The sequence below is a fragment of the Streptomyces sp. NBC_00525 genome (assembly GCF_036346595.1).
Lineage (GTDB): Bacteria > Actinomycetota > Actinomycetes > Streptomycetales > Streptomycetaceae > Streptomyces.
On record NZ_CP107834.1, the window covers coordinates 1,471,637 to 1,483,972 of the forward strand.

A 12,336-nucleotide genomic window follows, 5' to 3' on the forward strand; every position below is an offset into this window, starting at 1 on the left:
GCTCGGGCCCGGTTACTTGATCATGTAGATCGTGGCGAAGAGGCCGATCCACACGACATCGACGAAGTGCCAGTAATAGGACACGACGATGGCAGCGGTCGCCTGGTCATGGGTGAACCTCTTGGCCGCGTACGTCCTGCCCAGGACGAACAGGAAGGCGATGAGACCGCCTGTCACATGCAGACCGTGGAAGCCGGTGGTCAGGTAGAACACCGAGCCGTACGGGTCGGAGGACAGCGAGAGGCCGTCCTTCTTCACCAGCTCCGTGTACTCGAAGATCTGGCCTCCGATGAAGATCGAACCCATCACGAAAGTGATCACGAACCAGGCACGGAGCTTCTTCACATCGCCCCGCTCCGCGGCGAAGACGCCGAGCTGGCAGGTGAGTGAGGAGAGAACCAGGATCGTGGTGTTCGTCGCCGCGAACGGGAAGTTCAGGGCGGACGCCATTTCCTCCCAGTGCTCTGGTCCGGTCACCGATCGCAGGGTGAAGTACATCGCGAAGAGGGCCGCGAAGAACATCAGCTCGGAGCTCAACCAGATGATGGTTCCGACGCTGGTGAGGTTCGGTCGATTGACCGACGGGTGCGCGTGCCCGGTATCTACTGTCGTTGCTGTCGCCACGCCGACATTATGTCGGTCGCTTATCCCGCCCTCACTCCGGGGGGTGCCGTTCGGTGTGTCAGGGGTGTGTGTCCTGCCCGAACGGCCCAGGGAAGCCGGGTACGAACCGGTGCTGACACGCTGTCGGTCGGAGTACGATCCGCGCATCGGAGGGTGCCCGTACGGCGGGTGCCCCGAGTGCCCCGAAGACACGGATGTCACGGAGGAACCATGCAGCCGACCGCCACGGTCCTGGTCTACAGCGACAACGCGCACACCCGTGAGCAGGTGAGGCTGGCAGCAGGGCGCAGGCCCGCCGCGGACGTGCCGCAGGTGCAGTTCCTGGAGTGCGCCACCCTGCCGGCCGTCCTGGAGGCCCTGGACCGCGGGGGCGTGGACGTCTGCGTGCTGGACGGCGAGACCGCCCCGGCGGGCGGCATGGGCGTCTGCCGGCAGATCAAGGACGAGATCTTCCGCTGCCCGCCGGTCCTGGTCCTCATCGGGCGCCCGCAGGACGCCTGGCTGGCCACCTGGAGCCGCGCGGACGCCGCTGTGACGCTGCCGGTGGAGCCGGTGGAGTTCGCCGACTCCCTGGCCTCCCTGCTGCGTTCCCGGCTCTCCGTGGGGGCCTGAGCCCCCTCCGCGTACGGTGCGGCGCGCCCCCGGTCGTCAGACGCGGGGGCGCAGCCGTGCCGCGCTCACCTTGTCGACCTTCGGCGCCGTGGTGTCGTTGTGCAGGGCGCTGCCCTGCTGCCACTTGGCCCAGGACAGGTTCCAGTCGCCGTAGCCGTTGTCGAAGGGCGTCATGGTCTCGCCGTCGCTGCCGACGACGCTGACGATGTCGCCCTTGCGCACGGTGTTGTAGAACCACTCGGCCTCGCCGGTGCTCATGCCCGTGCAGCCGTGGCTCACGTTGGCGTAGCCCTGCGAGCCGGTGGACCAGGGCGCCGCGTGCACGTATTCGCCGCTCCAGGTCACCCGCGTGGCGTAGTAGACGTCGAGGTCGTACGAGTCCGGCGAGCCGGCCGCGATGCCGATGGACTCCCCGCGCATACGTACGAGGTACTCCTTCTCCAGTACAACCTTGACGCCGTTGCGCGTGTCGAAGCCCGGTTTGCCGGTGGTGACTGGAATGGTGTTGATCACTTCCCCGTTGCGGAGCACGGTCATGACGTGCTCGGCGGCGTCGGTGACGGCTTCGATGCGGTCGCCGGTGGTGATCTTCAGCGGCTTCGCGGGCGCCCCGTAGAGCGCGTTGGTCACCTTGATGCCGGTGAGATTGCTGCTGACCTCGATGCTGGCCTTCGTCGGCCAGTACTCCTTGGGCCGGTAGTGCAGCGTCTTGTCGTCGACCCAGTACCAGGACCCGGTGACCGCGGGCGTGGAGCGCACCTTGAGGCCGCGCTCGACGGTGGCGCGGGAGGCGTTGTCGGTGACCGGGGCGCTGAGCGTGGCCGTGAGCGGCTGCCCGACGCCGTAGGTGCCCGCCCGGGGGCCGAAGGTGACCTTGAGGAACTTGGTGGCGCGTGCCGTGTCGAACGACATCGTGCGGGTGCCCGGGGCCCCGTCGTCGTCCTCCATGCGGACTTTGACGGTGTAACGGGTGCCTGCGGCCAGCGGAGCCGTCGAGTGCCAGCGGAGCCCGTCCGCGTCGAGTTCGCCCGCCAGATGGCGTCCTGCGGCGTCCACGGCCGTGACGTCGGTGATCCGTCCGTCGTCGGCGTCGACCCGGACCTCCAGCGGTTTGTCGGGGTCGACCTTCTTGCCGCCGTCCGGCGTGTTGAAGGAGATCTCGTCGGCCGCGTCGAACGGCTGGGCCGAGAGCGGGTGACCATCGGAATCCCCGCAGGCCGCCGCCCCGGCGACCAGAGTCGCGGCCAGCAGAGTGCAGCTCACTACGGGACGGATGCGCGGCGTGTGGTTCATGAACTCACGCTAAGAACATTCGTCCGTTTCAGCGCGCGGGACGACTGCAAACGGGGGGCCGACACTTCGCGGTGGAAGTGTCGGCCCCCCGTCAGGTGGAGCGGTGTGCTAACGGCCTCGCGGCCTCACTGGGTGCGGTTCTCACCGTGGTAGTACTCGAACACCCAGCCGAAGATGCTGATCAGGATGATCGGCATCGAGAAGAACATCAGCCACCAGCCGACGGCGATGCTCAGAAAGGCGAACGCGCCGCCGATCGCCAGCCCGAGCGGCTGCCAGCTGTGCGGGGAGAAGAACCCCACCTCGCCGGCCTCGTCGGCCACGTCGGCTTCCTTGTTGTCCTGCGCCATGGCGTCGACCCGCCGGGCCGTGAAGGCCAGGTAGAAGCCGACCATGATGCTCAGGCCGAACGCGAGGAACAGGGCGGTGGTACCGACCGGCTCCTTCGACCAGACCCCGTACGTGATGGCCATGACCAGCATGAACACCGAGAGGCCGAGGAACATCTTGCCCTGGATCTTCACTTGCCCGCCTCCTTGCCGCCGGCGAGGGCCTTGTCGTCATCGGCGGCGTGGTCGAGCTGCTCCAGCGCGGTGATCTCCGGGTGGTGCAGGTCGAACGCCGGGGATTCCGAACGGATGCGGGGCAGCGTGAGGAAGTTGTGCCGGGGCGGCGGGCAGGAGGTCGCCCACTCCAGCGAGCGGCCGTAGCCCCACGGGTCGTCGACCTCGATCTTCTTGCCGTACTTGGCGGTCTTCCAGATGTTGTAGAAGAACGGCAGGATCGACAGGCCGAGCAGGAACGAGGAGATCGTCGAGATCGTGTTCAGCGCGGTGAAGCCGTCGGCGGCCAGGTAGTCCGCGTAACGCCGCGGCATGCCCTCCGCGCCCAGCCAGTGCTGGACCAGGAACGTGCCGTGGAAGCCGATGAACAGCGTCCAGAAGGTGATCTTGCCGAGCCGCTCGTCCAGCATCTTGCCGGTGAACTTCGGCCACCAGAAGTGGAAACCGGAGAACATCGCGAACACCACGGTGCCGAAGACCACGTAGTGGAAGTGCGCCACCACGAAGTACGAGTCGGAGACGTGGAAGTCCATCGGCGGCGAGGCCAGGATGACACCGGTCAGACCACCGAAGGTGAAGGTGATCAGGAAGCCGATCGCCCAGAGCATCGGTGTCTCGAAGGACAACGAGCCCTTCCACATCGTTCCGATCCAGTTGAAGAACTTCACCCCGGTGGGTACCGCGATGAGGAACGTCATGAAGGAGAAGAACGGTAGGAGCACACCGCCGGTGACATACATGTGGTGGGCCCACACGGTCACCGAGAGGCCGGCGATGGAAATCGTCGCGGCCACCAGGCCGATGTATCCGAACATCGGCTTGCGGCTGAATACCGGGATGACTTCGGAAATGATTCCGAAGAACGGCAGGGCGATGATGTACACCTCTGGATGGCCGAAGAACCAGAAGAGGTGTTGCCACAGCAGCGCGCCGCCATTGGCCGCGTCGAAGATATGGGCACCGAACTTGCGGTCCGCCTCCAGGGCGAACAGCGCGGCCGCCAGGACCGGGAAGGCCAGCAGGACCAGCACACCGGTCAGCAGGACGTTCCAGGTGAAGATCGGCATGCGGAACATCGTCATGCCGGGCGCGCGCATGCAGATGATCGTGGTGATGAAGTTGACCGAACCGAGGATCGTACCGAACCCGGAGAAGGTCAGGCCCATGATCCACATGTCGGCGCCGACACCCGGCGAGCGGACGGCGTCCGAGAGCGGGGCGTAGGCGAACCAGCCGAAGTCGGCCGCACCCTGGGGGGTGAGGAACCCGGCCACCGCGATGAGCGAGCCGAAGAGGTACAGCCAGTACGCGAACATGTTCAGCCGCGGGAACGCCACGTCGGGCGCGCCGATCTGCAGCGGCATGATCCAGTTGGCGAACCCGGCGAACAGCGGCGTCGCGAACATCAGCAGCATGATCGTGCCGTGCATCGTGAACGCCTGGTTGAACTGCTCGTTCGACATGATCTGCGTGCCCGGACGGGCCAGCTCGGCGCGCATGAAGAGCGCCATCAGACCGCCGATGCAGAAGAACGCGAACGAGGTGACCAGGTACATCGTGCCGATCGTCTTGTGGTCAGTGGTGGTCAGCCACTTGATGACGACGTTTCCCGGCTGCTTGCGCCGGACCGGCAGTTCGTCCTCGTACGAGTCGTCTGCTGGCGCGGCACCCTGGGGTTCGTTGAGGATGCTCACAGTTTGTTCGTCTCCGCATTCCTGGCCGGGTCAGTCTGCTCGATGCCGGCCGGCACGTAGCCCGTCTGACCCTTCTCCGCCAGCTCCTTGAGGTGCGCCTGGTAGCGCTCCGGGGAGACGACCTTGACGTTGAAGAGCATCCGGGAGTGGTCGACGCCGCAGAGCTCGGCGCACTTGCCCAGGAAGGTGCCCTCCTGGGTGGCGGTCACCTCGAAGGCGTTGGTGTGGCCCGGAATGACGTCCTGCTTCATGAGGAACGGCACCACCCAGAAGGAGTGGATGACGTCACGCGAAGTCAGGATGAAACGGACCTTCTCCCCCTTGGGCAGCCACAGGGTCGGGCCGGGGTTGCCCGTCTGGGGGTTCCGGTCTCCCGGAATGCCGGCGTCGTACACGCCGTCGGCACCCTTGGGGAAGGCCTTCTGGAACCGGTCCGGAATGGCATCGAGTTCCTTGGGGACCTCGTTGCCCGTGGTGGCGGAGCCGTCCACGTCCTCGATGTAGTTGAAGGCCCAGCTCCACTGGTAGCCGACCACGTTGATGGTGTGGGCCGGCTTGTCGGAGAGCGAGAGGAGCTTCGTCTCGTCCCGTGCGGTGAAGTAGAACAACACCGAGACGATGATCAGGGGGACCACGGTGTACAGCGCCTCGATGGGCATGTTGTACCGGGTCTGCGGAGGTACCTCCACCTTGGTGCGGCTGCGCCGGTGGAAGATGACGCTCCACAGGATCAGACCCCAGACAAGCACGCCCGTGGCGAGCGCTGCCGCCCACGAGCCCTGCCAGAGGGAAAGAATCCGTGGGGCCTCTTCCGTTACCGGCGTAGGCATTCCAAGGCGGGGGAAGTCCTTGTACGTGCAACCGGTGGCGGTCGCCAGGATCAGGCCCGCAGTCAGCACCTGCGGCAGCTTCCGCCGCATCGGGCGCCGCGACGAGCGGTCGGAGCCGTTGGGACTCACGTAGCGCCTTCCCGAGAGTCTCGCCCGCACGGTCGGCGCGGCCGTGTCGCTGGTCGGTCGCCGGCCCTGTACGGGCAGGGGTTTGGATGTTTATGCGGACCAAACCCTACTGGACGCCATTTGGGGTCGCGCGGGGAGGGTGCCCAACGCGCCGCCCGACTCCCCGAAGGGGTGGAATTCGCGCCTCCGACCGCCATCTGACGCCCCCTCTCCCGCCCCCGGCCCGGCCGGTCGTGGCCGGGGGCGGGGGCGGGCTAGCGTGGCCGGATGCCCTACTTCGACGCGGCGTCCGCCGCCCCCCTGCATCCCGTCGCCCGCCAGGCCCTGCTTGCCGCGCTGGACGAGGGCTGGGCCGATCCGGCCCGGCTGTACCGCGAGGGGCGGCGCGCCCGGCTGCTGCTGGACGCCGCGCGGGAGGCGGCCGCGGAGGGCGTCGGCTGCCGCCCGGACGAGCTGACGTTCACTCCTTCGGGCACCCGCGCGGTGCACGCCGGAATTTCCGGGGCGCTCGCGGGACGTCGGCGTGTCGGCCGCCATCTGGTGGTGTCGGCGGTCGAACACTCGTCGGTGCTCCACTCCGCCGCGGACCATGAGGACCGGGGCGGCACGGTGAGCCGGGTGCCGGTGGAGCGGACCGGGGCGGTGGACGCGGGGACGTACGGGCAGGCGCTGCGCGAGGACACCGCGCTGGCCTGTCTGCAGTCGGCCAGCCACGAGGTCGGCACCGAGCAGCCGGTGGCCGACGTGGCCGCGCTCTGCCGGTCGGCCGGGGTGCCGCTGCTGGTGGACGCCGCCCAGTCGCTGGCCTGGGGGCCGGTACCGGAGGGCTGGTCACTGCTGACGGGCAGCGCGCACAAGTGGGGCGGGCCGGCCGGGGTCGGGCTGCTCGCGGTGCGCAAGGGTGTCCGGTTCGCGCCCCGGGGGCCGTCCGACGAGCGGGAGTCGGGGCGGGCGCCGGGCTTCGAGAACCTGCCGGCGATCGTCGCGGCGGCCGCGTCGCTGCGGGCGGTGCGGGCGGAGGCGGCCGCCGAGTCGGTGCGGCTGCGGGCGCTGGTGGACCGGCTGCGGACCCGGGTGCCCGAACTGGTGCCCGATGTGGAGGTGGTCGGCGACCCGGTGCGGCGGCTGCCGCATCTGCTCACCTTCTCCTGTCTCTATGTCGACGGGGAGACACTGCTCCAGGAGCTGGACCGGGCCGGTTTCTCCGTGTCGTCCGGTTCGTCCTGCACCAGCAGCACGCTGACGCCGAGCCATGTGCTCAAGGCGATGGGGGTGCTCTCGGAGGGCAACGTGCGGGTCTCGCTGCCGGCGGGCACCTCGGAGGAGGACGTCGACCGCTTCCTGGCCGTGCTGCCGGGTCTGGTCGCCGGGGTGCGCGAGAAGCTGGCGGCGCCCGCGGCGGCCCCCTCCCCCGCCCCGGTCTCCGCGCCGGCCGACTCGCTGGTGCTCGACACACTGGGCAAGCGGTGCCCCGTTCCGGTGATCGAACTCGCAAAGGTGATCGGAGGGGTGCCCGTGGGCGCCACGGTGACCGTGCTCTCCGACGACGAGGCGGCCCGGCTCGACATCCCCGCCTGGTGCGCGATGCGGGAGCAGGAGTACGTGGGCGAGGAGCCGGCGGACCGGGGCGCGGCCCATGTGGTCCGCCGGCTCTCCTGAGACGGTGCTCCGGGCCCGGTGCTCCGGGCCCGCCGCGTCAGGCCAGGTGCGTACGGACCTCGGCGGCGGCCTCGTGGCCGTACGCCTTGGTGAAGCGGTCCATGAAGTGGGCGCGGTGCAGGGTGTATTCCTGGGTGCCGACCGTCTCGATGACGAGCGTGGCGAGCATGCAGCCGACCTGGGCGGCCCGCTCCAGGCCGACGCCCCAGGCGAGGCCGGAGAGGAAACCGGCGCGGAAGGCGTCGCCGACGCCGGTGGGGTCGGCCTTGACGTTCTCCTCGGGGCAGCCGACCTCGATGGGCTCCTCGCCGACCCGCTCGATGCGCACGCCCTGTGCGCCGAGCGTGGTGACCCGGTGGCCGACCTTGGCCAGGATCTCCTCGTCGGTCCAGCCGGTCTTGGACTCGATGAGCCCCTTCTCGTACTCGTTGGAGAAGAGGTACGTGGCGCCTTCGAGGAGGATGCGGATCTCGTCGCCGTCCATGCGGGCGATCTGCTGCGAGAAGTCCGCGGCGAACGGGATGCCGCGGGTGCGGCACTCCTCGGTGTGCCGGAGCATGCCCTCGGGGTCGTCCGCGCCGATGGAGACGAGGTCGAGGCCGCCCACCCGGTCGGCGACGGCCTTCAGCTCGATGAGCCGGGCCTCGCTCATGGCGCCGGTGTAGAAGGAGCCGATCTGGTTGTGGTCGGCGTCGGTGGTGCAGACGAAGCGGGCGGTGTGCAGGACCTCGGAGATCCGCACCGAGCCGGTGTCCACGCCGTGCCGGTCGAGCCAGGCGCGGTACTCGTCGAAGTCCGAGCCGGCCGCGCCGACCAGGATCGGCCGGGTGCCGAGCAGGCCCATGCCGAAGCAGATGTTGGCGGCGACCCCTCCCCGGCGCACGTCCAGGTTGTCGACCAGGAAGGAGAGGGAGACCGTGTGCAGCTGGTCCGCGACCAGCTGGTCGGCGAAGCGGCCGGGGAAGGTCATGAGGTGGTCGGTGGCGATGGAGCCGGTGACTGCGATACGCACGGAGACTGCTCCTGCGGGGGTCGGGGGGAACGGGTGTCCGCGTCCCTCGGGTGGAGTGACACCTCACGCTACCCGCTCGCCCACACCCCGAAGCGGAAAAACTACCCGATAGTAGGGCTTTCTTCCCCGGCATCGAGGTGCCTACGGTGCGATCATGTCGAACCACATCGCCCCGCGCGAGTCCGAGTCGGGTCTGGCCGAGCTGCGCGGAGACTGCGCGCGGATGGCTCCGCACTGGGCGGCGCCCGCCCGGACCGTCCCCGCCCGCGTCGCACCCGCCCTGATCAACGGGGTGACCGTACCGCCCGCCTCGGCCCGGATGATCGACGCGACGGCCGAATACGGGATCTGACGGGAACCGCGCGCCCCGCCGCTCCGTCCCAGCCATGTCCGCCCCGCGCGGCGGACCGTGTGCCGGCCCGGCATACGACGGCGATGCAGGCGAAGGAGCGATCCGGTGAGCACCGAGCGACCCGACAACGACGTGACCACCACCCGGCGGCGTTCCCCGCTGATCGCGGCCTCGGTGGCGGCCGCCGTCCTGCTGGCCGGTGGCGGCGGCGCGTACTGGGCCGCGACCGCGGCGGACGGCGGCGACGGCGGCCCGGGGACGACCTCGGCGGCCGGTGATCCGGCCGCTCCCCCGCCGCTGCGGCTGGACGGCGTGTACGTGCCGCTCGACGAACCCTCCGGGCCGCCGCGGGGCATCGCTCCCGGCGAGCCCGATCCGAGCGGTGACCGGGTGGTCTACCGGGCGACCGGGAAGCTGCCGGACGGCCCGGACGAGGCCGCCGTCCGGCGCGCCGGGGGCGCGGTCACGGCCGCCGACGTGGCCCGCCTCGCGAAGGCGCTCGGCCTGCCGGGCACCCCGCGGTCGGAGGCCACGTACTGGAAAGTGGGCTCGGACGGGGACGGCTCGGGTCCGCTGCTGCGGGTGAACAAGCAGGCGCCCGGCACCTGGACCTTCACCCGGTTCGGCAGCGGGGGCACGGACAACTGCAAGAAGGGGCCCGTCTGCTCGGGCGGCCAGGTGGCGCCGGGCGGCTCCGGGCAGCCCGTGGACGAGAAGACCGCGAAGGCCGCCGCCGCTCCGGTGCTCAAGGCGGCGGGCCAGTCCGGCGCGGCGCTCGACGCCGGTCAGCTGATGGGCTCCGCGCGGGTGGTGAACGCCGATCCGGTGGTGGGCGGCCTGCCGACGTACGGCTGGACGACCGGTCTCCAGGTCGGCCCGGACGGCACGGTGGTCGGTGGTTCGGGGCGGCTGAAGGCGCCGGAGAAGGGGGACACCTATCCGGTGATCGGCGCGCAGGAGGCGCTGGACCGGCTGAACGCCGCGCAGGCCCCCGCCGGGGGGATCGGCGGCTGTGCCTCGCCGGCTCCGCTGGAGAACGGAACGGATTCCTCCGGGGCCCGGTGCGGGGTGAAGAGCGGTGAGCCGCGTCCGGCGACGACGGTGCCGGTGGAGAAGGCGGTCTTCGGGCTGGCCGCGCACACGACGGGCGGTGAGCAGGTGCTCGTGCCGTCCTGGATCTTCTCGGTGAAGCCGGCCGGCGGCGCGGGCGACACGGTGACGCAGGTGGCGGTGGACCCGGCTCTCCTGGCTCGGGAGCCGTCGCCGGGCACCTCGCCGGACGGTGACGCCACGGCGAAGGCGCGCGCGGTCCGGTCGTACAGCGCGGACGGACGGTCCCTGGCGGTGACGTTCTGGGGCGGCGCGTGCGCCACGTACACGGTGGACACGGACGAGAACGGCGGCGAGGTCCGGGTGGCGGTGCGGGAGAAGAAGGACCCCGGCAAGGTCTGTGTGCTGATCGCGAAGGAGCAGACCCGTACGGTCACGCTGGAGCGACCGCTGGACGGGCGGAAGGTGATCGACGCGGAGTCGGGCTCCGTGGTGCCGCGCGCCTGAACCTCCGGCGCGTACGGCAGCACGGCGCGACGCACGCGTACGGCCGCACGGCATGACGAAGCGGCGGTGGCCCCGGGACCGGAGTCCCGGGGCCACCGCCGCTTCGGCTGCGGGTCAGCTGAAGGAGTCGCCGCAGGCGCAGGAACCCGTGGCATTCGGGTTGTCGATGGTGAAGCCCTGCTTCTCGATGGTGTCGACGAAGTCCACCGAGGCGCCGCCCAGGTACGGGGCGCTCATGCGGTCGGTGACGACCTTGACGCCGTCGAAGTCCTTGACGACGTCGCCGTCGAGGGAGCGCTCGTCGAAGAAGAGCTGGTAGCGCAGGCCCGAGCAGCCGCCGGGCTGAACGGCGACGCGAAGCGCCAGGTCGTCACGGCCTTCCTGCTCCAGCAGGGCCTTGACCTTGGCTGCGGCGGCGTCGGACAGGAGGATGCCGTCGCTCACGGTGGTGGTCTCGTCCGATACGGACATCTGCTTCTCTCCCGGTTTGTACGGAGACTGCTTGCCGACGTTGCAACCGTCGGGGCCGCGGATTCATTCCGGGCCGAGCGCTTGCCTGTTCCCTTCATGCTCGCACACCCGCCCTGCGGGCGGATGCGTCACATTGACGCTTTCGGCATCGTCAAAGTGACGTGAAGCGGCTATGATAGATAGCGTCAATTAGACGAAAAGGCTTTCTCCACAGAGAAGTCCGCAGAAGAAAGGGTGCGTGACGTGACCACGGCCCACCCCGTCCAGGATCTCGATGTCCAGCCGACACCCCTGGCCCTGCTCCTGCTCGGCCGCGACGCCGACCCGCGGAGCGAGCGCGGTGTCGAGTGCCCCGGCGACCTGCCATCCCCGTCCGACCCGGACCTGGTGGAGCGGGCCCGCGCGGCCAAGGAGAAGCTGGGCGAGAAGGTCTTCGTCCTCGGGCACCACTACCAGCGCGACGAGGTCATCCAGTTCGCCGATGTGACCGGTGACTCCTTCAAGCTCGCGCGCGACGCCGCGGCCCGCCCGGAGGCGGAGTACATCGTCTTCTGCGGTGTGCACTTCATGGCCGAGTCGGCGGACATCCTGACCAACGACGCACAGCAGGTCGTGCTGCCCGACCTCGCGGCCGGCTGCTCGATGGCCGACATGGCCACCGCCGAGCAGGTCGCCGAGTGCTGGGACGTGCTGACCGACGCGGGCGTCGCCGAGCAGGTCGTGCCCGTCTCGTACATGAACTCCTCGGCCGACATCAAGGCGTTCACCGGTCGGCACGGCGGCACGATCTGCACGTCGTCCAACGCGAAGCGCGCCCTGGAGTGGGCCTTCGAGCAGGGGGACAAGGTCCTCTTCCTGCCCGACCAGCACCTGGGCCGCAACACCGCCGTCCGCGACATGGGCATGTCCCTGGAGGACTGCGTCCTCTACAACCCGCACAAGCCGAACGGCGGGCTGACCGCCGAGGAGCTGCGGAACGCGAAGATGATCCTGTGGCGCGGCCACTGCTCGGTGCACGGCCGCTTCTCGGTCGACTCCGTCAACGACGTGCGCGAGCGCATACCCGGCGTCAACGTCCTGGTGCACCCCGAGTGCAAGCACGAGGTCGTGGCCGCCGCGGACTACGTCGGCTCGACGGAGTACATCATCAAGGCCCTGGAGGCGGCTCCGGCCGGCTCCAAGTGGGCGATCGGCACCGAACTGAACCTCGTACGCCGCCTGGCGAACCGTTTCGCTCCCGAGGGCAAGGAGATCGTCTTCCTCGACAAGACGGTCTGCTTCTGCTCCACGATGAACCGCATCGACCTGCCGCACCTGGTGTGGACCCTGGAGTCCCTCGCCGAGGGCAAGGCGGTCAACCGGATCGTGGTGGACCCGGAGACGGAGAAGTACGCGAAGCTGGCGCTGGAGCGGATGCTGGCACTGCCGTAGCGGCGGCCCGCCCGCCGGCCGGCCGTGCTGCGGCCCGTCCGCCGTATGACGAAGGGGCTCCGACACCGTGTGTGTCGGAGCCCCTTCGCGGGTGTCAGGCCTTCGCGGG

The 12,336-nt window shown here is 69.6% G+C and carries 12 protein-coding genes; 5 read left to right on the top strand and 7 right to left on the bottom strand.

The window, feature by feature from the left end; translation table 11 throughout:
* Positions 1-12: 12 nt before the first annotated feature.
* The gene (ctaE, locus tag OG710_RS06530) at positions 13-624 is read right to left on the bottom strand and encodes an aa3-type cytochrome oxidase subunit III (protein ID WP_111332521.1); all 612 of its coding nucleotides are present in this window, start codon (positions 622-624) and stop codon (positions 13-15) included.
* Between the two features lie 210 nt (positions 625-834).
* On the opposite strand from ctaE, the gene OG710_RS06535 reads away from it, so the two are divergent.
* Positions 835-1,236 (top strand): hypothetical protein, encoded by a 402-nt coding sequence (locus tag OG710_RS06535; RefSeq protein WP_111332519.1) that lies wholly within the window; start codon positions 835-837, stop codon positions 1,234-1,236.
* Positions 1,237-1,272: 36 nt separating this feature from the next.
* On the opposite strand, the gene OG710_RS06540 is transcribed toward OG710_RS06535, so the two are convergent.
* From OG710_RS06540 to ctaC, 4 genes are all read right to left on the bottom strand, one after another.
* Positions 1,273-2,529, bottom strand: coding sequence for a L,D-transpeptidase (locus OG710_RS06540; protein ID WP_330238472.1), 1,257 nt, complete (start codon positions 2,527-2,529; stop codon positions 1,273-1,275).
* 125 nt (positions 2,530-2,654) lie between these two features.
* The gene (locus OG710_RS06545) at positions 2,655-3,053 is read right to left on the bottom strand and encodes a cytochrome c oxidase subunit 4 (RefSeq protein ID WP_330238473.1); all 399 of its coding nucleotides are present in this window, start codon (positions 3,051-3,053) and stop codon (positions 2,655-2,657) included.
* Positions 3,050-4,786, bottom strand: a complete 1,737-nt coding sequence (gene ctaD, locus OG710_RS06550) for an aa3-type cytochrome oxidase subunit I (protein WP_330238474.1) — start codon at positions 4,784-4,786, stop codon at positions 3,050-3,052. The genes OG710_RS06545 and ctaD overlap by 4 nt, the downstream gene beginning before the upstream one ends.
* On the bottom strand, positions 4,783-5,745 hold the full coding sequence (gene ctaC / locus OG710_RS06555; RefSeq protein WP_330238475.1) for an aa3-type cytochrome oxidase subunit II: 963 nt from the start codon (positions 5,743-5,745) through the stop codon (positions 4,783-4,785). Before ctaC ends, ctaD begins: the two co-directional genes overlap by 4 nt.
* 267 nt (positions 5,746-6,012) lie before the next feature.
* On the opposite strand from ctaC, the gene OG710_RS06560 reads away from it, so the two are divergent.
* The gene (locus OG710_RS06560; protein WP_330238476.1) at positions 6,013-7,404 is read left to right on the top strand and encodes a cysteine desulfurase/sulfurtransferase TusA family protein; all 1,392 of its coding nucleotides are present in this window, start codon (positions 6,013-6,015) and stop codon (positions 7,402-7,404) included.
* A 37-nt stretch (positions 7,405-7,441) separates the two neighbouring features.
* Here the strand turns inward: OG710_RS06560 and OG710_RS06565 are convergent, their stop codons facing one another.
* The gene (locus tag OG710_RS06565) at positions 7,442-8,416 is read right to left on the bottom strand and encodes a carbohydrate kinase family protein (protein WP_330238477.1); all 975 of its coding nucleotides are present in this window, start codon (positions 8,414-8,416) and stop codon (positions 7,442-7,444) included.
* A 154-nt stretch (positions 8,417-8,570) separates the two neighbouring features.
* Between OG710_RS06565 and OG710_RS06570 the strand changes: the two genes are divergently transcribed.
* Entirely contained in the window at positions 8,571-8,768 is a 198-nt protein-coding gene (locus OG710_RS06570; RefSeq protein ID WP_330238478.1) for a hypothetical protein, read from the top strand.
* 105 nt (positions 8,769-8,873) lie between these two features.
* A complete protein-coding gene (locus OG710_RS06575; RefSeq protein WP_330238479.1) occupies positions 8,874-10,325 on the top strand; it encodes a hypothetical protein in 1,452 nt (483 codons plus the stop codon).
* 114 nt (positions 10,326-10,439) lie between these two features.
* Here the strand turns inward: OG710_RS06575 and OG710_RS06580 are convergent, their stop codons facing one another.
* The gene (locus OG710_RS06580; protein ID WP_018103583.1) at positions 10,440-10,796 is read right to left on the bottom strand and encodes an iron-sulfur cluster assembly accessory protein; all 357 of its coding nucleotides are present in this window, start codon (positions 10,794-10,796) and stop codon (positions 10,440-10,442) included.
* 234 nt (positions 10,797-11,030) lie between these two features.
* Between OG710_RS06580 and nadA the strand changes: the two genes are divergently transcribed.
* A complete protein-coding gene (nadA, locus tag OG710_RS06585; RefSeq protein ID WP_199563805.1) occupies positions 11,031-12,227 on the top strand; it encodes a quinolinate synthase NadA in 1,197 nt (398 codons plus the stop codon).
* Positions 12,228-12,336: the final 109 nt, after the last annotated feature.

Bases quoted from the DNA above. Each gene is read 5' to 3' on its own strand.
- OG710_RS06535 (WP_111332519.1), top strand. From the start codon at position 835: ATGCAGCCGACCGCCACGGTCCTGGTCTACAGCGACAACGCGCACACC.
- OG710_RS06540 (WP_330238472.1), bottom strand. From the start codon at position 2,529: ATGAACCACACGCCGCGCATCCGTCCCGTAGTGAGCTGCACTCTGCTG.
- OG710_RS06560 (WP_330238476.1), top strand. From the start codon at position 6,013: ATGCCCTACTTCGACGCGGCGTCCGCCGCCCCCCTGCATCCCGTCGCC.
- OG710_RS06570 (WP_330238478.1), top strand. From the start codon at position 8,571: ATGTCGAACCACATCGCCCCGCGCGAGTCCGAGTCGGGTCTGGCCGAG.
- OG710_RS06580 (WP_018103583.1), bottom strand. From the start codon at position 10,796: ATGTCCGTATCGGACGAGACCACCACCGTGAGCGACGGCATCCTCCTG.